The 24,510-nt window shown below is 70.3% G+C and carries 17 protein-coding genes; 12 read left to right on the forward strand and 5 right to left on the reverse strand.

The window, feature by feature from the left end; genetic code table 11:
- Window positions 1–14: 14 nt before the first annotated feature.
- The 5 genes from CF165_RS21400 to CF165_RS21420 all read right to left on the reverse strand — a co-directional run bounded on the left by CF165_RS21400 (window position 15) and on the right by CF165_RS21420 (window position 6,806).
- Window positions 15–1,862 carry an RICIN domain-containing protein gene (locus CF165_RS21400; RefSeq protein WP_093949299.1) on the reverse strand — a complete coding sequence of 616 codons (1,848 nt, stop codon included), beginning with the start codon at window positions 1,860–1,862 and terminating at the stop codon, window positions 15–17.
- A 191-nt stretch (window positions 1,863–2,053) separates the two neighbouring features.
- Window positions 2,054–3,508, reverse strand: coding sequence for an arabinofuranosidase catalytic domain-containing protein (locus CF165_RS21405; RefSeq protein ID WP_439098514.1), 1,455 nt, complete (start codon window positions 3,506–3,508; stop codon window positions 2,054–2,056).
- Between the two features lie 36 nt (window positions 3,509–3,544).
- Window positions 3,545–4,576 carry a LacI family DNA-binding transcriptional regulator gene (locus tag CF165_RS21410; RefSeq protein WP_240521709.1) on the reverse strand — a complete coding sequence of 344 codons (1,032 nt, stop codon included), beginning with the start codon at window positions 4,574–4,576 and terminating at the stop codon, window positions 3,545–3,547.
- A gap of 4 nt (window positions 4,577–4,580) precedes the next feature.
- On the reverse strand, window positions 4,581–5,951 hold the full coding sequence (locus CF165_RS21415; RefSeq protein WP_167441530.1) for an RICIN domain-containing protein: 1,371 nt from the start codon (window positions 5,949–5,951) through the stop codon (window positions 4,581–4,583).
- A 111-nt stretch (window positions 5,952–6,062) separates the two neighbouring features.
- On the reverse strand, window positions 6,063–6,806 hold the full coding sequence (locus tag CF165_RS21420) for a FadR/GntR family transcriptional regulator (RefSeq protein WP_240521710.1): 744 nt from the start codon (window positions 6,804–6,806) through the stop codon (window positions 6,063–6,065).
- Between the two features lie 325 nt (window positions 6,807–7,131).
- Between CF165_RS21420 and CF165_RS21425 the strand changes: the two genes are divergently transcribed.
- The 12 genes from CF165_RS21425 to CF165_RS21480 all read left to right on the forward strand — a co-directional run bounded on the left by CF165_RS21425 (window position 7,132) and on the right by CF165_RS21480 (window position 24,493).
- Window positions 7,132–8,457, forward strand: coding sequence for an ABC transporter substrate-binding protein (locus CF165_RS21425; protein ID WP_093949446.1), 1,326 nt, complete (start codon window positions 7,132–7,134; stop codon window positions 8,455–8,457).
- Window positions 8,454–9,338, forward strand: coding sequence for a carbohydrate ABC transporter permease (locus CF165_RS21430; protein ID WP_093949302.1), 885 nt, complete (start codon window positions 8,454–8,456; stop codon window positions 9,336–9,338). The genes CF165_RS21425 and CF165_RS21430 overlap by 4 nt, the downstream gene beginning before the upstream one ends.
- Window positions 9,328–10,260 (forward strand): carbohydrate ABC transporter permease, encoded by a 933-nt coding sequence (locus tag CF165_RS21435; protein ID WP_093949303.1) that lies wholly within the window; start codon window positions 9,328–9,330, stop codon window positions 10,258–10,260. The genes CF165_RS21430 and CF165_RS21435 overlap by 11 nt, the downstream gene beginning before the upstream one ends.
- A gap of 30 nt (window positions 10,261–10,290) precedes the next feature.
- Window positions 10,291–12,204 (forward strand): DUF8034 domain-containing protein, encoded by a 1,914-nt coding sequence (locus CF165_RS21440; protein WP_093949304.1) that lies wholly within the window; start codon window positions 10,291–10,293, stop codon window positions 12,202–12,204.
- Window positions 12,205–12,222: 18 nt separating this feature from the next.
- Window positions 12,223–14,622: a right-handed parallel beta-helix repeat-containing protein gene (locus CF165_RS53810; protein ID WP_093949305.1), complete on the forward strand. Its 2,400-nt coding sequence runs from the start codon at window positions 12,223–12,225 to the stop codon at window positions 14,620–14,622.
- Window positions 14,619–16,079 (forward strand): arabinofuranosidase catalytic domain-containing protein, encoded by a 1,461-nt coding sequence (locus tag CF165_RS21450; protein WP_093949306.1) that lies wholly within the window; start codon window positions 14,619–14,621, stop codon window positions 16,077–16,079. Before CF165_RS53810 ends, CF165_RS21450 begins: the two co-directional genes overlap by 4 nt.
- Before the next feature lie 10 nt (window positions 16,080–16,089).
- The gene (locus tag CF165_RS21455; protein WP_093949307.1) at window positions 16,090–18,063 is read left to right on the forward strand and encodes an alpha-L-fucosidase; all 1,974 of its coding nucleotides are present in this window, start codon (window positions 16,090–16,092) and stop codon (window positions 18,061–18,063) included.
- A 79-nt stretch (window positions 18,064–18,142) separates the two neighbouring features.
- Window positions 18,143–19,234: an RICIN domain-containing protein gene (locus CF165_RS21460; RefSeq protein WP_093949308.1), complete on the forward strand. Its 1,092-nt coding sequence runs from the start codon at window positions 18,143–18,145 to the stop codon at window positions 19,232–19,234.
- Window positions 19,235–19,386: 152 nt separating this feature from the next.
- On the forward strand, window positions 19,387–20,136 hold the full coding sequence (locus CF165_RS21465) for a GH12 family glycosyl hydrolase domain-containing protein (RefSeq protein ID WP_240521711.1): 750 nt from the start codon (window positions 19,387–19,389) through the stop codon (window positions 20,134–20,136).
- Between the two features lie 136 nt (window positions 20,137–20,272).
- Entirely contained in the window at window positions 20,273–21,898 is a 1,626-nt protein-coding gene (locus tag CF165_RS21470; protein WP_093949310.1) for a glycoside hydrolase family 27 protein, read from the forward strand.
- A gap of 155 nt (window positions 21,899–22,053) precedes the next feature.
- On the forward strand, window positions 22,054–23,058 hold the full coding sequence (locus tag CF165_RS21475; protein WP_093949311.1) for a cellulose binding domain-containing protein: 1,005 nt from the start codon (window positions 22,054–22,056) through the stop codon (window positions 23,056–23,058).
- Between the two features lie 37 nt (window positions 23,059–23,095).
- Window positions 23,096–24,493, forward strand: a complete 1,398-nt coding sequence (locus tag CF165_RS21480; RefSeq protein ID WP_205660928.1) for a glycoside hydrolase family 10 protein — start codon at window positions 23,096–23,098, stop codon at window positions 24,491–24,493.
- Window positions 24,494–24,510: the final 17 nt, after the last annotated feature.

A 24,510-nucleotide genomic window follows, 5' to 3' on the forward strand; every position in this document is an offset into this window, starting at 1 on the left:
CCGGCGTCGGGCGGTCAGCCGGCCGGGGCGATCCCCCACAGGCGCCACGTCTGGTTGAGCGGGCTGCCCTGGGTGACCGCCCGGCACGGCCACTGGATGAGCTGCGCCCGCGCGGCGGTGGAGGCGCCGTTCACGTCGACGCACTTCCCGCTGTGCCGCGCGGCGAGCTGGTAGTCGTGGGAGTCGTTGCCGCTGTAGGTCACCTTGCGCAGGGTGAACTGCTGGTTCTGGGCGCCGTCCGAACAGCTGCCCTGCTGGACGGCCGCCGCGTCGGCGGTCGACGCGCCGGCCACCTCGAGGCACTTGCCCGACTGCTGGTTGGCGAGCGTGTAGGTGCCCGCGACGCCGGCCACCGGGCGGAAGTTCCACAGCTGCTGGTCACCGCCCTCGCAGGGGAACTGCTGCTGCCGGTTGCCGTCGGCGGTGCCCAGGTCGGTGTTGTCCAGGCACTGCTGGGAGTGCTGGGCGACGGCGACGGACGGGAAACCGGCGTCCCCCGGCGGGAGCAGCGTGATGGTGTAGCTGTCGTCGGCGTTGGTGTGCGGGACGTTGACGGTCACCGCGCCACCGGAGACGTTCACCACCGAGTTCTGGACGGTCACCGGGCCGGCGACCGCGGCGCCACCGTTGTACGGGATCCGCTGGACGAGCACCCGGACCTGGTTGTTCTGGACGATCCCGGCGGTGGTGTCCAGGCGCCGCAGGGCCACCGCGACGTTGCCGGTCGTGCCGCCGCCCCCGACCAGGACCTTCGCCACGCCGTTCGCCTTCGTGGCGAACGGGTCGTAGGACCCGCTGGGCGTGGTGGCCACGACCGTGCCGGTCTGCGAGCCGTAGAACCGGTACACCCACCACTCGCCCTTGGGCTGGTACTGGCCCGCGGAGGTGCGGACGAGCAGGTTGGCGAGGTCGTTGTGCAGGTTCCCGGCGCTCGCCCAGTTGGCGCGCAGGCCGTCGGCACCGGCCCGCTCCAGCCGGGCGATGTACCACGAGCCGTCGCCGGGGTTCTGCTCGTTCGACGCCCCGTACTCGTTGATCTGGTACGGACGCGGGTGCGGGATCCCGCGCGAGCCGAGGGACGCGTCGGCCGCGGCGACGTTCGCCACCGGATCACCCGGCAGGGAGTGCCAGCTCACGATGTCCGGCACCGTGCCGGAGCCGCGGACGAAGTCGAGGTACTGCGTCCACCAGCTCGCCGAAGTCGACGGGACGCCGGCGAGGCTCGGGCCCACGATCGGCTGGGCCGGGAACGCGGCCCGGATCCGCTGGTACGCACGCTGCCACATGGCGAAGTACTGGCTCTGCGGGCGGTTCCAGAACAGCGTGATGTTGGGCTCGTTCCAGAGGTCCCACTCCACCGGGGCGCCGGTGGCCCGCACGTCGTTGATCAAGCGGGTGAGGAAGCTGTCGTAGTCGGTCCAGTCGCCGTTGTCGCCGGGGAACCGCGAGATCGGGTAGCCGTCCGCGCCCCACAGGTCGTGCACCAGCAGGACGAACTGGCCACCGAGCGAGCGGGTGCGCAGCAGCTGGGCGCGGGTGGCGTTCCACCGCCGGTCGTACCGGCCCGACACCCAGCCGCCCGGGCTGTCCAGCTGCGCGCCACCGGCTCGCATCGCCTGGAACTTCACGTCGCGGTAGAAGTGGTCTGCCGGGGCCGAAGCGTCCTCGGTCATGCCGTAGATCCAGCCGGAAGCGCGGTAGGACGGCGAGCCGCCGGCGACGGAGAAGTCGACCGAGACCGACTCGTCCGCGGCCAGGGCCGGTTCGGAGAGAGCCACGGTGGAAGCACCGGTCAGTGCTCCGGTGATCAGCAGGGCGGCCAGGCCGCGGCGGACGCGCGGCCGCTGACGCGAGAGGTCCACAGACGACTCCTTTGGCGGTGGACGTGCGGGAGACGACCCAGTCATCGAACCGGTTCGACCTCCAAGGAACGTACGCTGCAGGCAATTCACCGACAATAGGCCAAACGGAGGCGAACCGGTTCGCCCCGAGGCAGGCCGCGAAAGAAGGGGGCCTCCCTCACGGAAGGCCCCCTTCGGTCCGCCGCGCCGGCTCAGCGGTAGCCGGCGGCGACGACGTTCGCCTGCACTGCGTTCTCGGTGGCGTCCGAGGGATAGCCCGCGACCATCGCCCCTTCGTAGAACGTCCCCGCGCTCAGGTTGGCCCCGCCACCGGGCTTGCAGCAGTCACCGCCGCTGCCCAGGATGATGGCTCCCTGCTTCTTCATCGGGCTGTAGCCGCCGGGGAGGCCGCCGTCCCACATCGTCGTGAGGCTGCCCGACTGGGCGTTGCTGCCCTTGAGCGCGAACCGGGAGGTGCCGTTGTTCTTCAGCATCGCCGTGACGAACTTGCTGGGCAGCGCCCGCTGGTTCGGGTTCCAGGACTGGCTGCCGCCGGGGTACAGCCCCCACTCGAGGTCGGCCTGCACCCACGGGCCCGATCCCTGGCAGCCGCCGAACCAGCACTCCGTGCCGAAGTTGATCGCGTCCATCGCCCCGGCCGCGTCGGCCTTCCTCGTCGTCTCGCTGTTGCCGTAGTCGAAGCAGCAGCCGCTGTTGACGTGCGTCCCGCTGGTCACCATGTACATCCCTTCCGGCGCGCTGCCGGTCGGCACGCCGGTCAGGTGACCGTCCCGCCAGTAGCTGTTGCCGGGGTTGATGTACAGCGAGTACGCCTTCGTGCCCCCGACCGTGAGGGACTCCGACGTCGCCTTCGCCGGGCTGCTCTGGCTGGACCCCGGCACCACGCTCGAGCCCTGGTACCAGAGGTCGTTCCCGCGCCCGGACTGGTCGTAGACCACCGTGATGACGCAGGTCGTCCCGGCGCAGAACGAGTCCTGGGCGGCCGCGTCGGCGGACCCGCCCGCCACCTGGACGGCGACGTTCCTCGTCGTGTTGTCGGACGAGCGCCGGACCTGGTAGAGGTTGCCGGCGTAGGCGCCGTAGAGGGCCCGCACGGTGCTGTGCGCGGCGACGCACGGCGTGCCACCCGACGCGTAGATGTCGCACGGCGCCGTGCCGCTCGGCGGCGGTGGCGGCGGCGTCGCGGCGCTCCACCGCTGGTTGCTCTGGCCGTTGCAGGTCCAGAGGATCACCGCGGTGCCGTCGGCCGTGCCGGCGCCGGTCACGTCCAGGCAGAGCCTCGACTGGACGCCGGTGATCGACCCGTCGGCGTTCTGCCGCCACTGCTGGTTCGCCTGGCCGTTGCACGACCAGACGATCACGGCCGTCCCGGGCGAGGTCTGGTTGCCGTAGGCGTCCACGCACCGCGAGCCGTTCATCGTCCGCAGCTCACCGGCCGCGGTGAACTCGTAGGCCTGGCCGGCCTGGCTGCTGCCACAGCTCTGGATCTCCAACGGCGTGCCCGGGGTGTCGGTGCCGCCCCGCACGTTCAGGCACCGGCCCGACGCCGCGCTCACCAGCGATGCCGGCGCCGCCGAGGCAGGCACCGCACCGGTCAGCGCGGCCAGCACCATCGCGGCCACCACGACGATCACACGAACGGTCAAGGCTCCTCCTCGAGTTGTCCGTCCACAAAGGATGGCTCAGGCCGACTTGCGTGGCACGAGCTGGGTGTCGAGCACCGTGCACCGGCGCGGGGGCGAGCCGTCGATCATCGCCAGCAGCTCGCCGGTCATCCGCGCGCCCATCTCCTCCACCGGCTGGCGCACGGTGGTGAGCGGCGGGTCCGTCCAGCTGCTGATCGGCAGGTCGTCGAACCCGACGACGGCGACGTCCTCGGGAACCTTCCGGCCCGCGCGGCGGAGCGCGCGCAACGCGCCGACCGCCATCATGTCGGAGGCGGCGAAGATCCCGTCGACGTCCGGGCGACGGCTGAGCAACCGGGACGTGGCGTAGTCGCCGGAGGCCTGCCCGAAGTCGCCGAACACCACGAGGCCGTCGTCGTACCGGCCGGCCCGCGTGACCGCCTGCCGGTACCCGAGCAGGCGGTCCACGCCCGCGGTCATGTCCTGCGGCCCGGCGATGGTCGCCACGGTCTGGCGTCCCCCGTCGAGCAGCCGCTGGGTGGCCAGCCGCGCGCCGCCCTGGTTGTCGGCGTCCACGTACGACAGCCGTTCCGAGCGGCCCGCCTGGACCGGCCGCCCGCCGAACACCACCGGGATGCCGAGCCAGCCCACGTCGAGCGGCCGCCTGCCGTGCATGCCGACGACGAGCGCGCCGTCGACGTGCCCGCCGTCGAGGTACCGCAGGACCGGTTCCTGGTAGTCGTCCGTCGCCGGGACGGTGAGCAGCACGAGCTGCAGGCCCACCGCGGTCAGCTCCCGGCCGACCCCCGCGGCGATCCGCGGGAAGTAGGGATCGGTGAACAACCGCGGCACTTCCTCGCACACGACCAGCGCGATCGAACCGGTCTGGCGCGACGTCGTCGCCCGCGCCGCCCGTTGCCGGGCGTAGCCCAGGGCCAGCATCGCGGACTCGACCTGCTTGCGCCGCTGCGGGCTCACCCGCGGAAAGCCGTTGAGCACGCGGGAAGCGGTCGCCGTCGACACCCCGGCCGCCCGCGCCACGTCGGCCAACGTGGGGCGGAGCAGCCGGGGAGACTCAGTCGTGGACACGGGCTCAGGCTCGCTGGAGCTGGAACCGCTGGTTGGGGTTGCCGGTGAACGTCCACTGGGAGATCCGCGCGCCGTCGGCCGTCGAGACTCCCCACACGTCCAGCGCCAGGCCGCTCAGCCGGTTCACCAGGCTCACCGAGCCGTCGCCCTGGTCGACCACCCGCCACTGCTGGGCGGAGTTGGCCGCCTGCGGCTGCTGGCTGACGTCCGCACCGCTGTTCGCGTTCGCCACCTGCAGCACCAGGCCGCTTTGGCGGGCCCGGATCCAGTAGTAGCCGTCACCGGTGTCGACGAAGTCGAACTGCTGGTTGAGGCCACCGTTGGCCGTCATCTGCTCGATCAGCGCACCGGCCGCCGTGGACGAGCCGGTGATCTCCACGAGCTTGCCGCTGTGCTGGGCGGTCAGCTTGTAGTTCACGCCGGTCTGGACCGGCGGTGGCGGCGGCGTGGACGGGCCGAACTGCGTGATGAACTTCCACACCTCGCCCGAGGTCCAGGTCTGCCAGCCGTCACAGGTGCAGCCGTCCCGCGGGCCCGGGTCGTGCCCGGCGCCGTCGAAGGCGGCCCAGGTCACCGGATACCCGGCCCGGCAGCCGGAGTACGTCGTCACGATGTGGGTCAGGCTGCCGTTCGCGGGTTCGGGCGGGTTCTGCGGGGTACAGCCGTTGTTCCGGACGAACTGGTCCCGGAGCTGCCGTCCCGAAGCGATGGGCAGCACGTTGTCCCGGAGTCCGTGGAGACCGATGTACGCGACGGGCTGCGTGCCGCCGCTGCACCCGCTGAGGTTCGCGCCGGAATAGACGGCGACCGCGCGGAAGACCGTCGGCCGGGCGCACGCGAGCGCGTAGCTCATGGCCGCGCCGTAGCTGAACCCGCCGGCGAAGACCTGTGAGGTGTCGACGCACAGGGCCCCTTCGAGCTGCTTCAGCAGGTCGTCGATGAAGGTCACGTCCTGGCCGCCGGGGTTGGCCCAGCCGTTGCCGTTGCCTTGCGGCGCCACGAAGATCGTGCCGTTGCCCGCGTTGTCCGCCAGCCGCCGGAGCCCGTAGTAGGACCAGTTGTAGCCGTCGGTCCCGCCCGAGTCGACGTCGTTCGCGGTGCCGCCGCGCCAGTGCAGGCCGACGAACAGCCGGTAGGAGTGGTTGTTGTCGTAGTTGTTCGGGACCCGCAGGATGTAGCTGCGGTTCTGCCCGCCGCTCGAAATCGTGTGGTTGCCACTGGCGAGCCCGGGCGCTTTGCCGCAGCCCGCGGTCCCGGCGGCCGCGGCGGCGGCCGGAGCCGCCACCTGGGGATCGGCGGCCTGCGCGGTGCCGCTCGCGCTCAGCGCGAGCACGGCTCCCAGCGCGACGGATGCGAACAGGGATCTATGATTCATTATCACACGGCTCCCTCTGGTGATCGAACATCGTTGTCCTGCAGGGGTGTCGTCCACAGTGGACGCGCACCCCGGATCACCGGAGGGGCACTCGCGGGATTCGGGGTGCGGTCACCGGCCGAAGAGGCGGCGCTGGATCTCCCGGCGGTAGTCCTCCAGGGTGTTGTCCAGGTGGACGGCGGCGGCATGGGCCGCCGCGTCCGGGTCGCCGTCACGGATCGCCCGGTAGATCGCGCTGTGCTCCTCGACCGCTTCGGACGCGTGCCCGCCGATCGCGCCGGACATCCCGATGATGTTCGACTGGCGTTGCAGGCGGCGGGCCTCGCGCACGGCCGCGACGAGGAACTGGTTGTGCGACGCGGCGGCGATCCCGGCGTGGAAGTCGTCGTCGCCCCGGTCGAACAGCACGGACTCACCGGTCAGGTGGCCGTGCCGGCAGGTCTCGGCGGCGGCCTCGATCGCGCGCAGCTCGGCGGGGGTGGCGTTGGCCGCCGCCAGCCTGCTGGCCGCCGTCTCCTGGATCCGGCGGAATTCGAAGAGCATGTAGACGTGGTCGAGATCGGCCGGGAGGAAGAAGCTCCCCCACCGGGAACCGCCGAGCATGCCCTCGTCGTCGGAGACATACAGCCCACGTCCTTTGTGCGCTCGCACCCGGCCGATCGCCGAGAGGATCTTGACGGCCTCCCGCACCACGGTCCGGCTGGTGCCCATCCGCGCCGCCAGCTCGTTCTCGGTCGGCATCCGGTCGCCGGGCCGCAGATCCAGATCGGCGATGAGCCGCAGGATCTGCTCGGCCACCACCTCGTAGCCGGGGCGGTACGGGACAGGCGGTGCTACTTCCTCGTTACGGGTCACAGTAATGAGTATGACTCAGTGGCCTGGCGAGCACCTTACCTCGCCAGTACGTCATCTCGTCAATCTTTGTCGGGACGCGGTGAAAATTACATCTCCCGCCGCGGCGCCGACCCCGGGACGGAGCAATAGGCATGCCCATGGCTTGACGCCGGGCAGCCTCGCTGTTCTCATGGATCACCGAGCACACAAGGGAAAACCCCGCCGCCGGCTTCGAAACTTTCGATCGCCGACCCGGGCTGGCGACGTCGAATGAATCAGACACATCCTGCACCGGACCGCCTTGCCGGGCACCTCCGGCGGGTGCCACGACGAAGTGGAGCAGCGCATGAGGGGCAGGAATCTCGCGGCCGTCCTCGCCGGGGCACTCGCCATGACCATCGCGGCGGGATGCGCGAGCGGCGGCGGCACGTCGCCGGCCCAGAACGGCTTCACGCCGGCCCCGCAGGACGGCGGAACCCTGACGGTGTGGGTGGATTCGACCCGGATGGCCGCCACCCAGCTGTACCAGAAGCAGCACCCCGAAGCGAAGCTCGACGTCGTCAGCTACGACGGGGACGCGAACGGATCGAACTACCTGCAGACCAAGGTCGGCCTGTTCAACCGGACCGGCAACGGCTGGCCGGACGTCGTGTTCAGCTCCCAGAACAACGAGGTCTCCTGGGCCAGGCAAGCGGGGTTCACGGCTCCGCTGAACAAGGGCCTGATCCCACAGTCCATTTTGGACGGCTGGGCGCCCGGCGCCAACGCCCCGTGCACCGTGGACGGCACGGTGTACTGCCTGCGCAACGACCTCTCCCAGACCGTGCTCTGGTACAACGCGACGCTGATGAAGCAGTGGGGCTACCAGGTTCCGGCGACGTGGCCGGAATACCAGGCGCTGGGCCGGAAGGTGGCCACCGAGCACCCCGGCTACCTGGTCGGGGCGGCGGGCGACACGTTCACCCCGGAGATCTACCTGTGGGCGAGCAAGTGCGGTGCCAACCAGGTCACCGGGCCGAAAGCCGTCACGGTGGACGCCACCGGCCCGAACTGCACCCGGATGGCGCAGCTGCTCGACACCGTGATCAAGGCCGGCAGCATGTCCACCAGCAGCGTGTTCAGCTCCGACTTCGCCAAGAACTCCGCGGACAAGATCCTCATGATGCCCGGCCCGTCCTGGTACGGCGGCTCGCTGTTCAAGGAGACCTTCAAGGTCCCGGCGGGCCAGGTCGCCGTCGCCCCGATGCCGCAGTGGCCCGGCGACCCGAGCCCCTCGGTCGGCAACGTCGGCGGCGGGACGTGGCTGGTTTCCGCGCACAGCCACAACCTCAAGGCCGCCACCGACTTTCTCACCTGGGTGACCACCACCGACGACTACCAGGGCAAGGTCGCCCCCGGCTACCCGGCGTACCAGGCGGCCGCGAAGACGTGGCTGGCGAACCAGGCGTCCTCCGGCTACTACACGGGCGACATCGCCGGGCCGCTGCAGGCCGCGGCCGGCCAGGTCTGGCCCGGTTGGGGCTACGGCCAGTTCAGCCAGGAAGCGATCTGGGCGGCCACGGTGACCCCGGGCCTGACGGCGGGCAAGACCATCGAGTCGCTGCTCCCGGCGTGGCAGGGCGCGATCGAGAACTACGCCCGGTCCACCGGCTACGAAGTCAAGCAGCGATGAGCACGCCGGTGGCCGCCCGGCGGCGGTCCGGCCGGGCGGGCTACGTCTTCGTCGCCGCGTACCTGGTGCTGCTGCTCGCGTTCGGGGTCGTCCCGACCGGCTACGCGATCTCCTTCGCGGTCACCGACGCCGGTGGCGGCTTCACCGGGTTCGCGAACTTCGTGACGGCGGCGCAGGACTTCCGGTTCGCCGCCGCGGCCGGGCACATCGCGCTGTACCTGGTCTTCTGGCTCGCCGCCCTCGTGGTGTTCGTCGTCGGGCTGGCCCTGCTGCTGCACCGCCTCGGCGCGGGCGCGGGCAGCCGGGCCCTGCGGTTCCTGTACTACATCCCGGGTGCGCTCGCCGGTGCCGCCAGCGTGCTGGTGTGGCTGTTCATGCTGGACCCGGCGGTCAGCCCGGCCGGGTTCCTGTTGCGCGGCCTGGGATTCGACACCTTCGGCCAGGTCGTCGCGCTCGAGCACCTGCCGGTGCTGTTCACGCTGATCGCGTTCTGGACCGGCGCCGGCGGCTGGATCGTGGTGCTGTACGGGGCGTTGAACACCATCTCCCCCGACGTCCTCGAGGCGGCCCGGATCGACGGCGCCGGCGCCTGGCAGACCGCCTGGCGCATCCAGATCCCCTTGCTGCGCAAGTGGATCGTCTACATGGTGATCCTGGCCTTCGCCGGCGGCACCCAGCTGTTCGTCGAGCCGCAGCTGCTGTCCCAGGCCAGCGTCGGCGTGGCCGGCCGGGACTACTCCCCCAACCAGCTGTCCTACGACTTCGCCTTCCAGAACAACGACGTCGGCACCGCGGCCGCGATCTCGGTCGAGCTGCTGGTGGTCGGCCTGGTCGTGGCGGCCGTGTTCGTGACCCGGTCGAGGTTCTTCGATGCCGACTGACCTGCGGCGCCCGGCCGCTCCGGTCCGCGCCCCCGCCGTCACCCGGTCGCGGGCCCCCCGGCGACGCCGGCTGCCGAACCCCGTGCCCGGCGTCGTGCTCGCCCTGTTCGTGCTGTTCTTCGTGCTGCCGGTGCTGTGGCTGGTACTGGCCGCGACGAAGACCGACGACCAGCTGGTGCACGGCAATCCGCTCTCCTTCGGTTCCTGGGCGGATCTCCGGGCCAACTGGGACGCGCTGACCGCCTACCAGGGCAACGCGATCTTCAAGTGGCTGGGCAACTCCGCGCTCTATTCGTTCGCCGCCCTCGTGATCACGCTGTTCGTGGCGGTCCCCGCCGGGTACGCGCTGGCGAAGACCGAGTTCCGCGGCCGGCGCACGCTGCTCGTGACGACCCTGGTCGTCATGCTGATGCCGAACGCCACCCTCGTGGTGCCGCTGTTCCTCGAGCTCAACACCGCGCACCTGATCGGCACCATGTGGTCGATCGTCCTGCCGTACGCGTTCTACCCCTTCGGCGTGTACCTGGCCTACATCTACTTCGCCACCGCGCTGCCGGGCGAACTGCTCGACGCCGCCCGGCTCGACGGCTGCTCGGAGTTCGGCGCGTTCCGCCGGGTCGCCCTGCCGCTGGCCACGCCGGTGGTCGCGCTGGTCGGGTTCTTCAGCTTCGTGGCCAACTGGACCAACTACTTCCTGCCGTACGTGATGCTGCCGGAAAGCGGCCAGTTCCCGGTCCAGGTCGGCCTCGGCACCCTGCTCAACGACGTCCCGCAGTTCAACCCGACCATCGCCGGGCTCGCGGTCGAGCGTCCGGTGCTGGCACTGGCCACCCTGCTGGCGATCACCCCCGTGCTGGTCGTCTTCCTGTTCTCCCAACGATTTCTCGTCGCCGGCATGCTCGCCGGCGCCACCAAACACTGATCCGCCCACGCGAACGGGAGGACGCCCGGGATGGACCCCGTGATCACGGCCTCGGTGCCGCTGCTCGAACCCCCCGGCTGGGCCGTGGCCCAGCGCGGCCTGTTCGACCTGCTCGACCGGGCCTGGCGCGCGTTCGAGCGCGACTTCACCGGACCCGACGGACGGCTGGCCTACGGCGGCCGGCTCTCCACCCGCGACGGGGTGGACGACTTCTACGAAACTTTCTTCAACTGGCCGCAACTTTACCTGCTCGGCGGCGCCGACGACCTGCTGCCGTCGGCCGAACGGCACTGGGAAGGCGTCACCCGCCAGCTCGCCGGGCTCGGGATGCTGGAGCAGGAGTACGAGCGCGGGTACGACTGGTTCCACCAGGGCGAGAGCCTCCTGCTGTTCTACTTCCTGTGCCTGGCCGCGCCCGGGCGCTGGGCCGAGCGGGCGCGGCGGTTCGCGGACCTCTACGTCGACCCGGCCCACGGCAACTACGACCCGGCGCGCCGGATCATCCGGCGGCCGCACAACGGCAGCGACCGGCACCGGGAAGGCCTGTTCGACGGCCGGTCCTACCCCTGGCTCCCCGAAGAAGCCCGGATGTACGGCTTCCCGCTCGAGTGGGTCCTGCCGCCGGGGACCCCGGAGCCTCCGCGCGACGAGGACCCCCGCCTGGGCGAGCAGCTGCGCCGCCGGGTGGGCGTGGGCGACACCGCGGTCAACCTGGCCGCGACCGGGCTCGTGCGCAACGCCCTGATGCTGACCGGCGAGCCGCGGTACCGGGACTGGATCGCCGAGTACGCCGGCGCCTGGTGCGCCCGCGCGAGCGCGAACGGCGGGATCGTCCCCGACAACGTCGCCCCGGACGGCACGGTCGGCGGCCTGCTGGAGGGCCGGTGGTACGGCGGGCACTACGGCTGGTCCTGGCCGCACGGCTGGTACAGCGTCGGGCAGGCCGCCACCGTCGCCGCCCTCGCCGGGGTCGCGGCGACCGGCGACGAGTCCTTCCTCGACCTGGTCCGCCCGGCCCTGGACGAGGTCATCGCGCAGGGCAAGGTGATGGCCTTCAGCGAAGCCGACTCCAGCCTGCGGTCCCGCTGGACCGTCCAGCTCGGCCCGGACGTCGGCACGCCGACGCTGCACGTCCCCTTCCGGTACTCCGACCGGGGCTGGTTCGACTACAACCCGATGCTGATGTCCGTGCCGATCGCGCTGTGGCACCACTCCGCCGCGCCCGCCGACCGGAACCGGATCGAGCGGCTGCGCGAAGCGAGCGGGTACGACTGGAGCACCGTGCGCGCGTTCCGGAGCAAGGAGGAGTCCGGGCACGAGGAGCCCTGGTTCGCGTTCCTGGCCGGCGACGACCCGACCTACCCGGAGCGGATCCTGGCGGCCGCGCAGGCCCAGGTCCGCCACCGCATGACCCGCATGGAGCGGTACCGCGGCGAGGACGTGGCCGAGGCCGACATCCACGTGTGGCAGCAGACCAACCCGGTGGTCACCGAGGCGCTGGTCCAGCTGACCTGGGGTGGCCCGCAGGTCCTCTACAACGGCGGCCTGCAACAGGCCCGCCTGCGCTACTACGACGCCGAGGCCCGGCGCCCCGGCCTGCCGCCTTCGGTGGCGGCGCTCGTTTCGCGCATCGAGCCGGAGGCCACCGTCGTCGACCTGGTCAACCTCGATCCGCGGACCGATCACGCGGTGATCGTGCAGGCCGGGGCGTTCGGCGAAGACACCATCCGCACGGTGCGCCACACCGTCTGCGAAGACCCGTCCTGGATCGGCGGTCTCTACGACTACGGGCATTCGGAACCGAGGGTGACGTCCGCCTCGGCCCGCGCCGACGGGCCGTGGCTGACCGTCCGGCTCCCCCGCTCCACCACCGTCCGGCTCACCTTGGGCCTCGACCTGCGGACCCGCCCGCCGTCCTACCGCACCCCCTTCGACACACCGTAACCCCCGAGAGGTCCCGCCATGCCGTCGCGCACCGCCGCCGCGCTCGCCACCACATTCACCACCGCACTGATACTGACCACGGTCGCCGCACCCGCCGCCCACGCCGCGACCGTCACCATCGCCGTCGCCCCGGACGGCAGCGACACGAACCCCGGCACTCCCGACCAGCCGGTCGCCACCCCGGCCAAGGCCCAGCAGCTGGCCAGAGCCCAGTCGGCGGCCAACGACGTCGTCGTGCAGCTCGCCGGGGGCACCTACCGGCTGTCCGCGCCGCTGGCGTTCACCAGCGCCGACTCCGGGCAGAACGGCCACACCGTCACCTGGCAGGCCGCGGCCGGCCAGACGCCGATCCTCTCGGGCGGCAGCCAGGTCGGCGGCTGGTCGGTGCAGGACGCCGGCCAGAACATCTGGGTGGCGTCCGTGCCGCAGGGCGCCGACTCCCGGCAGCTGTTCGTCGACGGCGCGCTCGCCCAGCGCGCGCAGATCCCGATCTCCCGCAACGACGTGCAGTTCACCACGAGCGGGATGACGATCACCAACTCGGCGCTGAACTACCTCGCCACGCTGCCGCAGCAGAACCGGATCGAGGTGGAGAGCCAGAACTCGTTCACCGACCGGTACTCCCCCGTCGACCACATCAGCGGCACCTCGATCGTCATGCAGCAACCCGCGTGGAACAACAACAACTGGGGCTACGACACCCTCGCCAAGCCCTTCGGCGGCGGCCAGCTGTTCCTCGAGAACTCGTACTCCTTCCTGAAGAACACGGGGCAGTGGTACCTGGACCCGCAGGCCGGGAAGCTGTACTACAAGGCGCCCGGCGGCTGGGTCCCCGGCAGCCACGACGTCGAGCTGCCGCGGCTGACCTCGCTGCTGCAGATCAGCGGCAGCTACGACAACCCGGTGCGCAACCTCGCCTTCAAGGGCCTGCACTTCGAGCACACGACGTGGCTCACGCCGAGCACGTCGGTCGGGTACGCGAACCAGCAGACCGGCACGTTCCTCCCGGCCGCGGCCCCGATGCCCGGTGACTTCCTGACGTCCTGCCAGTCGGGCTGCAAGCAGTTCGAGGGCGCCCGCGGCAGCTGGGCGCAGGCACCGGCCGCCGTCCAGGTCTCGGCCGCCACCGGGATCTCCTTCTCTGGCGACACGTTCACCCACCTCGGCCAGGTCGCGCTGGGCATCGGCAACGACGCGAACGCCCACGCCTCCGGCATCGGCCTGGGAGCGTCGTCGATCACGGTCGACCACAACACGTTCACCGAGGTCTCCGGCGGCGGTGTCATCGTCGGCGGCGTGCGCACCGACGCGCACCACCCGTCCAACGCGGCGATGACGAACCGGGACGTCACCATCTCGAACAACACGGTGACCCGGGTCGCCCTGGACTACCGGGAAATGGCCGGCATCCTGTCGACCTACGCGACGCACACCGTCATCACGCACAACGACGTCTCGAACCTGACCTACGACGGCATCGACGTCGGCTGGGGCTGGGGCGCCAACGACCAGGGCGGCAGCCAGGACTACCGCAACCGCGGCCTGTACGACTACCAGCCCGTCTACAGCACGCCGACGACCCTGCGGGACACCGTCGTCAGCTACAACCGGGTGCACGCCACGAAGAAGCTGATGCACGACGGCGGCAGCATCTACAACCTCTCCGCCAACCCCGGCAGCTCGATCGACCACAACTACGTCTACGACAACAACCGCACGGTCGGCCTGTACCTGGACGAGGGTTCCCGGTACGTGACGCTGTCGGCCAACGTGATCCAGGACTCCGGGGTCTGGGCCTTCACCAACGCCAACGGGTCCAACAACACCAACGACAGCACCTTCAGCGGCAACTGGTACAACGGCGGCGCGACCCAGGTGGCCACCGGGCCGCCGCACAACAACGTCCTGACCGGGAACGTGCAGGTCAGCGGCACGAACTGGCCGTCGGGCGCGCAGCAGGTCATGGCCGCCGCCGGTCCGGGCGGCGGCACCAGCCCGGTCGCGAGCCCGGTGCACGCGGTGGGCGCGAACAGGTGCCTCGACGTCAGCGGCGTCAGCACCACGCCCGGCGCCCAGGTGCAGATCTGGGACTGCAACGGCGGTACCAACCAGTCCTGGACCCGCACGAGCGCCGGCGAGCTGACCGTTTACAGCGGCACGCGATGCCTCGACGCCAGCGGCCAGGGCACCAGTCCCGGCACCAAGATCGTCATCTGGAACTGCAACGGCCAGGCCAACCAGCAGTGGCAGGTCAACACGAACGGCACCATCACGGGTGTCCAATCCGGACTGTGCCTCGACGTGACCGGCTCCGCCACCACCAACGGCACCCCGGTCCAGCTCGCCACCTGCACCGCCGCGAGCAACCAGAAGTGGACCTCGGCTGAACGCGGACCCCTGAGAGAGGTTTCGTCATGATTCGATCGCTGAGAAGAAAGCTGCTCACCGCGGCCGCGGCCCTCGTCCTGACCGCGGGCGCCGTCGCTGCCTCCACCCCGGCGGCCCAGGCCGCCACGCAGCAGGCGTGCGACATCTACGCCGCCGGCGGCACCCCCTGCGCCACGGCGCACAGCACCACGCGCGCGCTGTTCGGGGCGTACAACGGCCCGCTGTACCAGATCCAGCGTGCCTCGGACCAGAAGTACCTCGACATCGGCCTGCTGGAGGCGGGCGGGTACGCGGACTCGGCACCGCAGGTCTCGTTCTGCGCCGGCACCCGGTGCACCATCACGAAGATCTACGACCAGACCGCCAACCACAACGACCTGCCGATCTCCTGGGGCGGGTTCTGGAAGGGCCCCGGCCCCAACGGATCCGACATCGGCGCGGACGCGATGGCGCTGCCGGTGACGGTCGGCGGGCACCCGGCGTACGGGGTCAAGGTCAACCAGGGCGTCGGCTACCGGGTGGACAACGCCAAGAACGTGCCAGTCGGCGCCCAGCCCGAGGGGATCTACATGATCACTTCGTCGAACTACGTCAACCAGTGGTGCTGCTTCGACTACGGCAGCGGCGAGATCTCCCACAACGACACCGGCAACGCCACCATGAACGCCATCTACTGGGGCACCGCCTGCTGGTTCAACGGCTGCACCGGCACCGGGCCGTGGGTCGAGGCAGACCTCGAGAACGGCATGTACCACACCGGAACCGGGTCCAACAAGGATCCGAACAACCCGGGTGTGCACCACCCGTTCGTCAGTGCGTGGGAGAAGAACAACGGCACCAGCAACTTCACCCTGAAGTACGGCGACGCCACCACCGGCGGCCTCACCACGCCGTACTCCGGCGGGCTGCCGCGCGGCTACTCGCCCATGAAGCTGGAGCCGTCGATCCTGCTGGGCACGGGCGGGGACAACAGCGTCTCCGGGGTCGGCGAGTTCTTCGAGGGGGCCGTGACCAACGGCTTCCCGACGGACGCCACCGAGAACGCGGTGCAGGCCAGCGTCACCGCGGCCGGCTACAGCACCGGCGGCGGCCCGACCACCACCGGCGCGATGCACGCGGTGGGCGCGAACAAGTGCATGGACGTCAGCGACGTCAGCACCAACCCCGGCACCCAGGTGCAGATCTGGGACTGCAACGGGCAGAACAACCAGACCTGGACCCGGTCCGGCGCCGGCGAGCTGACCGTCTACGACGGCACGCGATGCCTCGACGCCAACGCACGGGGGACGAGCCCCGGCACCAAGATCATCATCTGGAACTGCAACGGGCAGAACAACCAGCAGTGGACGTTCAACGCCAACGGAACGGTCACCGGTGTCCAGTCCGGGCTCTGCCTCGACGTCACCGGATCCGCCACCGGGAACGGCACCCCGCTCCAGCTCGCCACCTGCACCGGCGCGAACAACCAGAAGTGGTCCCTGAACTGAGAGGTTCCCCATGTCTTCGTTCGAGCTGTCCCGGCGCAAGTTGATCGCGGTCGCCGGGGTCGCCGCGGCGGCGGGCGTGTTCCGCGTCCGCACCGCGTGGGCGACCGAAGGACCGAGCAGCTACACCCCGAGCTGGTCGTCGGTCGACCAGCACCCGCCGGCGCCGGAGTGGTTCCAGGACGCCAAGTTCGGCATCTACTACCACTGGGGCGTGTTCAGCGTCCCCGCGTTCGGCAACGAGTGGTACCCGCGCAACATGTACATCGGCGGGTCCAACGAGAACAACCACCACAAGGCGGTGTTCGGCGACCCGTCGGCGTGGCCGTACCAGAACTTCATCAACGGCGCCCGCGACAAGGCGGGCAACTGGGTGCAGTTCGCGCCGAAGCTCAAGTCGGCGGGCGGCAACTTCGACCCGAACGAGTGGGCGCAGCTGTTCGCCGACGCCGGCGCGAAGTTCGCCGGGCCGGTCGCCGAGCACCACGACGGCTATTCGATGTGGAACAGCACCGCCAACGAGTGGAACTCGGTGCGCACCGGCCCGAAGCTGGACCTGCTCCGGCTGCACGCGGACGCGATCCGCGCGAAGGGGCTCAAGCTGGTGACGGCGCTGCACCACGCGTACCACTTCAACGGCTACTACGACCACGTGCCGAACCAGCCGACCGAGTCGCTGCGGCGGCTGTTCGGCCAGAACGGCCGCGCGGCGGAAAACCAGCTGTGGTACGACAAGCTCCGCGAAGTCGTCGACGGCTACCAGCCCGACCTGGTCTACCAGGACTTCGACCTGACCCTGGTGGACGAAGCTCAGAGACTCGCCTTCCTCTCGCACTTCTACAACCAGGCCGTCGCGTGGAACAAGGACGTCGTCGCCAGCTACAAGGACGGGTTCAACAACCGCGGCGAGGTCTTCGACTTCGAACGCGGCGGCCCGGGGGACATCATGACCCCCTACTGGCTGACCGACGACAGCATTTCCAGCTCCAGCTGGTGCTACACGACCGGCATCGGCTACTACTCGGTCAAGGCGATGCTGCACTCGCTGATCGACCGGATCAGCAAGAACGGCAACATGCTGCTGAACATCGCCCCGATGGCCGACGGCACGATCCCGAGCGGGCAACGCACGATCCTGCTCGGCATCGGGGACCACCTGAAGCGGTTCGGCGAGTCGCTCTACGGCACCCGCGCCTGGGCGGTGTACGGCGAGGGGCCGACGAAGATGGGCGGCGGCTCGTTCACCACCCCGGTGGAGGGCACCAACCGGGACATCCGGTTCACCCGCAGCAAGGACAACACCGTGCTGTACGCGACGGTGCTGGGCTGGCCGGGGAGCACCTTCACCATCACCACCCTCGGCTCGAACCGGATCAACCTGGCCAACCTGGTGTCGGTCCAGCTGCTCGGCCCGGGTGCCGGCGCCGCCACGACCCTGACCGGCCGCACCCAGGACGGCTCGGGCCTGCACCTCACCATGCCGTCGTCGAACCCGCCGTTCGACGCACTCGCGTACGTGGTGAAACTGACGTTCTCCGGGCAGATCCCCGCGCCCGGCACCGGCCCCCTGCCGACCGGCTGGGCCCGGATCGCCAACGTCACCACCGGGCTGGTGCTCGACGGCGGCGGCAACGTCGCGTCCGGTTCCCCGCTCAAGCAGTGGAACTGGGACGGCAGCAACAACCTCCAGTGGCAGCTCGCCGACGCGGGCGGCGGCTACTACCGGCTCGTCAACCGCACCAACGGGATGGTCGCCGACAGCGGCGGGAACACCGCCAACGGCGCTACCTGCGTGCAGGCGGCGTCGAACGGCGGCAACAACCAGCAGTGGCGGCTGAACAGCCTGGGCAACGGCCGGTACCAGATCGTCAACCGCGGTACCGGAACGGCCCTCGACGGGATGGGCAACTCCACCGCCGGCTCGAGCGTGGGCCTGTGGGCGCCCAACAGCAGCACCAACAACCAGTGGACCATCACCGGCGCGTGACAACGGGGAGACCGCGCGGCCCGCGAGGGTCGCGCGGTCTTTCGCCGTGACCGGAAACCCGCTCATCCGAGGAGACAAGATGCGAAAACGGCTCAGGTGGCTCGTCGCGGCCGCGGCGGCGGTGGTGGCGGCCGGAACCGTCCTGCCGGGTACCGCCGTCGCCGAATCGAACGGCGGAGTCCGGGTGATGCCCCTTGGCGATTCCATCACCGAGGGCACGCAGGTCCCCGGCGGGTACCGGATCGGGCTCTGGCAGCGGGTCACGGCGGGCGGTTACCAGGTCGACTTCGTCGGCTCGCAGTCCAACGGGCCCGCCACGCTCGGCGACCACGACCACGAGGGCCACCCGGGCTGGCGCATCGACCAGCTCGACGCGAACATCGTGTCCTGGCTGCGCGCGACGACGCCGCACACCGTCCTGCTGCACATCGGCACCAACGACGTCCTGCAGAACTACGACGTCGCACGGGCGCCCGCCCGCCTGTCCGGGCTGATCGACCACATCACGGCGACGGCACCGGACGCCGAGGTCTTCGTCGCGCAGATCATCCCGATCGCCAACGCCGGCCAGGACGCCACGGCCCGGACGTTCAACGCCGCGATCCCCGGCATCGTGCAGAGCAACCAGAACGCCGGCAAGCACGTGCACCTGGTGGACATGCACTCCGCCATCACCACCACCGACCTGGTGGACGGCGTCCACCCCACGGCCGCCGGCTACGACAAGATGGCCGCGACCTGGTTCACCGCACTGAAGGCGGTCCCGGGCAGCATCGGCACGCCCGGCCAGTCCGCGGCCCGGCAGATCGTCGGCGCGCAGTCGGGGCGGTGCGCCGACGTCCCGGGTTCCGCCAACGGCACCGCGGTGCAGCTGCAGGACTGCGCCGGGGCGACCTGGACGCCCACCGGCAAGCAGCTGACGGCCTTCGGGTCGAAGTGCCTGGACGCGTCCGGTCAGGGCACGGCCGACGGCACCCCGGTGATCATCTGGGACTGCGGCGGCCAGGCCAACCAGCAGTGGACGGTCAACGCCGACGGGACGATCACCGGCGTGCAGTCCGGCCGGTGCCTCGACGCGACCGGGCAGGGCACCGCGAGCGGAACCAAGCTGATCCTGTGGACCTGCAACGGGCAGGCGAACCAGAAGTGGGCGCTGCGCGCGGCGTCGTGACCGGTGATACCGGGAGCGCTCCCAGCGTGAGACGGAAATGGAAAAATAATCACAGCCAGGCTCTTTGCTCCGGCCTTTCACTGTGGTTTCATCGGTACCACTCAGGTTGAGAGCGCTCCCAGAACCGCACCACAACGAGGTGGAGGCAGCACATGAAACTGAGGCACGCTTTGTCCGCGGTGATGCTCGCCGCGGCCGGGCTCGCGGCGCCGGTCGCCGTCGCCCCGGTCGCGCACGCGGACACGCTGATCTGCGACCAGTACGGCTCGACCACCATCGGCGGCCGGTACGTCGTCATGAACAACCGCTGGGGCAGCAGCGCGACCCAGTGCATCAACGTCACGGGCAGCGGGTTCCGGATCCAGACGCAGCAGGGCTCGACCAGCGGCGGGGCGCCGCTGTCGTACCCGGCGATCTACATCGGGTGCCACTACTCGAACTGCTCCCCCGGCACGAACCTGCCCCGGCAGCTCAGCCGGATCGGCAGCGCGCCGTCGTCCATTTCCTACAACTACGTCGGCGGCTCGGTCTTCGACGCCTCCTACGACATCTGGATGGACCCGACCGCCAAGACCAACGGGGTCAACCAGATGGAGCTGATGATCTGGCTCAATCACACCGGCAACGTGCAGCCGGTCGGCGGCAAGGTCGGCACCGTCAGCCTCGGTGGCCGCAACTGGGACGTGTGGCAGGGCAACAACGGCGGCAACGACGTACTGTCCTACGTGGCCCAATCCCCGACCGCGAACTACTCGTTCAACGTCATGGACTTCGTGAACAACGTCGACGCCCGGACCCGCGTCGACCGCTCCTGGTACCTCACCAGCATCCAGGCCGGGTTCGAGCCATGGAGCGGCGGCGTCGGCCTCGCGGTCAACTCGTTCTCCGCGAGCGTCAACTAGTCCGCAGCCGGCCGGGCGTCGCGAAGGCGCCCGGCCGGCCATCCCGCCACCGTCCGATCCGGACTCGGGCGGCGCCGTTGCCCTGATATTCATCCCAGAATGTTAGCGCTAACAATTGCTCCGAAAAGAGGCAACGATGCCCGCTCGAACTCGCCAACGGGTCCTGCACCTGCTCGCCGCGACAGCCGCAGCGCTCTCGTTGTCCGTCGCCGCGCCCGTAGCGGACGCAGCGCCCGGCAGCCCGGCGGTCACGCCTCCCCTTGGCTGGAACAGCTGGAACAGCTTCGGCTGCAACGTCAGCGAGGCCACCGTCCACCAGGCGGCCGACGCGATGGTCTCCTCCGGCATGCGGGACGCGGGCTACCAGTACGTCGTGGTCGACGACTGCTGGTTCGACCCGCAACGCGACGCCCAAGGCAACCTGCGGGGCAGCGCGTCGAAGTTCCCCAGCGGCATGAAGGCCCTCGGCGACTACATCCACGCCCGCGGCCTGAAGTTCGGCATCTACCAGGTCCCGACCGACCGCACCTGCGCCCAGCGCACCGGCACCTACCCCGGCTCCACCGGCAGCCAGGGCCATGAAACCCAGGACGCCCGCACGTTCGCCTCCTGGGGCGTGGACTACCTCAAGTACGACTGGTGCTCCCCCGCCGGCACCCGCGACGAGCAGGTGACGCGGTTCGGCCTCATGCGCGACGCGCTGCGCGCCACCGGCCGTGCGATCGTCTACAGCATCAACCCCAACAGCTACCACGCCATCACCGGCGACAAGTACGACTGGGGCCAGGTCGCCGACCTGTGGCGCACCACCGAGGACCTGCTCGACATCTGGCAGAACGGCAACACCAACAGCTACCCGATGGGCGTCGGCAACGTCCTCGACGTCACCGCCCCGCTGGCCGCGCAGGCCGGACCGGGCCACTGGAACGACCCGGACATGCTCGTGGTCGGCCGGCCCGGCCTGTCCCTCACCGAATCCCGCACCCACTTCACCCTTTGGGCGCTGATGGCCGCACCCCTGATGGCGGGCAACGACATCCGCACCATGTCCGCCGACGTCAGCGCGATCCTCCGCAACCCGCGCCTGCTGGCCGTCGACCAGGACCGCCTCGGCGCCGGCGGACGCCGCGTCCGCGACGACGGCGACGGCGAGATCTTCGCCAAGCCCCTCTCCGACGGGTCGGTCGCGGTCGGGCTGCTCAACCGCGGCGGCGGCACCGCGACGGTCAGCACCACCGCCGCACAGGCCGGGCTGTCCGGCAGCTCCTTCACCCTCACCGACCTGTGGACCGGCGGGACCGCCACCACCAGCGGCGCGATCAGCACGAGCGTGCCGGCGCACGGCATCGCCGCCTACCGCGTGTCCGGCGGTTCCCCGCAGGCCGCCACGACGTCGCGCTTCCGGGACACGGGCTCGGGCCGGTGCCTCGACGTCGACAACGCCTCCACCGCCTCCGGCGCGGGCACGTTGATCTGGGACTGCCAGACCGCCGCCAACCAGCTGTGGACCAGCTGGGCGAACGGCGAAATCCGCGTCTTCGGCGACAAGTGCCTCGACGGCTCCGCCAGTGGTGCCCAGGTGCTCAGCCGGTCGTGCACCGGCCAGGACAACCAGAAGTGGACCGTCGGCCAGGACGGCTCGATCCGCAAAACCCGCTCCGGGCTCTGTCTCGACGTCGAACGCGCCGGCACCGCCAACGGGGCGCACGTCATCCTCTGGACCTGCAATGGCCAGCCCAACCAGAAGTGGACCCGCGCCTGAACCGAGGAGTTTCGGCGGGCGAAAGTTTCGAAAGGCGGAAGAAATGTAACTTACCCGGATTCTCCTCGTGCGCGCCGATACCCGGATACGCTGTTCAACCGAGCGGAATACAGCGCGGAATGGAATACCCGCCCCGCGGTACGAAGGATTCCCCGATGAAACTCGCGAAGATCATCGCCGGTGTGCTGGCGGCCTGCGCCGCCCTGATCGTCGTGCCCGGGGCCGCGGACGGCGCCGCCGCGGTGCCGATCATGCCGCTGGGGGATTCGATCACCCAGGGCGGGTCGATCGGCGGCTACCGGCTCGACCTCGGCGCGAAACTGCGGGCCGACGGCCACGCGATCGACTTCGTCGGGTCGCTGGCCGACGGACCGGCGAGCATGCCCGACCGCGACCACGAAGGCCACCCGGGCTGGACCATCGCCCAGATCGACGGATCCGTCTCCGGCTGGCTGAACACCTACCACCCCCACACGATCCTGCTGCACATCGGCACCAACGACATGTACGGCAGCGACCCGGCCGGCGCGCCTCGGCGGCTGTCGGCGCTGGTCGACAAGATCACGAACCAGGCCCCGGACACCGAGCTCTTCGTGGCCACCATCATCCCGATCCGGTTCGCCGACCAGGCCGTGCGCACCTTCAACGCGGCGATCGCCCCCGACATGCGGGCCAAGGCCGCGGCCGGCAAGCGCGTGCACCTGGTCGACATGTACCCCTCCGTCGCGATCGCGGACCTGCCCGACGGCATCCACCCCAACGCGGCCGGCTACAGCAAGATGGCCACCACCTGGTACAACGCGCTCAAGGCGGTGCCGGGCAGCATCGGCGGCGACCCGCAGCCGCCGGGAGATGACGGCGCCTGCACCGCGACGCCGCGGGTCGTGGGCACCCCCTGGAACGGCGGGTTCCAGGGCGAGGTGACCGTCGCCAACAGCGGCACCGCCGCCCTCGACGGCTGGACCGTGCGGTTCACCCTGCCCAGCGGCCAGACCGTCAGCCAGATCTGGGGCGGCACGGCGACCGGCACCAGTTCGGTGACCGTCGAGAACGCCGCCTACAACGGCGCGCTCGGCGCCGGCGCGGTCACGACCTTCGGCTTCCTCGTGTCCGGTCCGGGCACGGCGAGTCTCGGCGCGGCCACGTGCACCAGCCCGTGACAGCGCACCCCGTGTACCCACGAATGAAGGTGTGAAGATGACAATGACAAAGCGGTCACTGTCCCGGGCCGCCCTCGCTTCGGCGTTCCTGGCGACCTCGGTCGGTGTTTCCCTCGTGCTCGCCACGTCCGCCGACGGCGCGGCCTCGACGCTCGGCGCGGCGGCGGCCCAGAGCGGGCGGTACTTCGGCACCGCCGTCTCGGCCGGGAAGCTCGGCGACTCGACCTACGTGAACATCCTGAACCGGGAGTTCAGCATGGTCACGCCGGAAAACGAGATGAAGTGGGACGCCACCGAGCCCAACCGGGGGCAGTTCAACTACAGCGGCGGCGACCGGATCCTCAACCAGGCGGTGAGCAACGGCAAGCGGGTGCGCGGGCACGCGCTGCTGTGGTACCAGCAGGAACCGGGCTGGGCGCAGCGCATGGAAGGCTCCGATCTGCGCCAGGCCATGATGAACCACGTCACCCAGGTCGCCACCCACTACAAGGGCAAGATCTACGCCTGGGACGTCGTGAACGAGGCGTTCGCCGACGGCGGCAGCGGCGGCCGTCGCGACTCCAACCTCCAGCGCACCGGCAACGACTGGATCGAAGCCGCCTTCCGCGCCGCGCGGGCCGCCGACCCGGGCGCGAAGCTCTGCTACAACGACTACAACACCGACGGCGTCAACGCCAAGAGCACCGGCATCTACAACATGGTGCGCGACTTCAAGTCCCGCGGCGTCCCGATCGACTGCGTCGGCTTCCAGTCCCACCTCTCCGGCAACCCGCCCGGTGACTACCAGGCCAACCTCCAGCGGTTCGCCGACCTCGGCGTCGAGGTCCAGATCACCGAGCTGGACATCGCCGGCTCCAACCAGGCGAACGCCTACGGCACCGTGACCCGGGCCTGCCTGGCCGTCGCCCGCTGCGCCGGCATCACCACCTGGGGCATCCGCGACACCGATTCCTGGCGCTCCGGCGAAAACCCGCTCCTGTTCGACGGCAACGGGAACAAGAAGGCCGCGTACAACACCGTCCTCGACGCCCTGAACTCCGCACCGCCGACCACTCCCACCACGCCGACGACCCCGACGACCCCGACCACGCCGACGACTCCGACCACGCCCACCACCCCGACCACGCCCACGACGCCGAACCCGGGCGGCTGCACCGCCTCGGTCTCGCTGAACTCGTGGAACGGCGGTTTCGTGGCCACTGTGAAGGTCACCGCCGGAGGCAGCGGCCTCGACGGCTGGACGGTGACGACGCCCCTGCCCGGCGGCGCGGCCGTGACCAACGGCTGGAGCGCCACCAACAGCGGCACCTCCGGCACGGTCACCTGGTCGAACGTCTCCTACAACGGCACCGTCGCGGCCGGGCAGTCGACCGAGTTCGGCTTCCAGGGCACCGGCAGCGCCGAAGGCCTCACGGCGTCCTGCGCGGCTCGCTGATCCCTGCTCCCCCACCA

The organism is Amycolatopsis vastitatis (assembly GCF_002234595.1).
Taxonomy (GTDB): Bacteria; Actinomycetota; Actinomycetes; order Mycobacteriales; family Pseudonocardiaceae; genus Amycolatopsis; species Amycolatopsis vastitatis.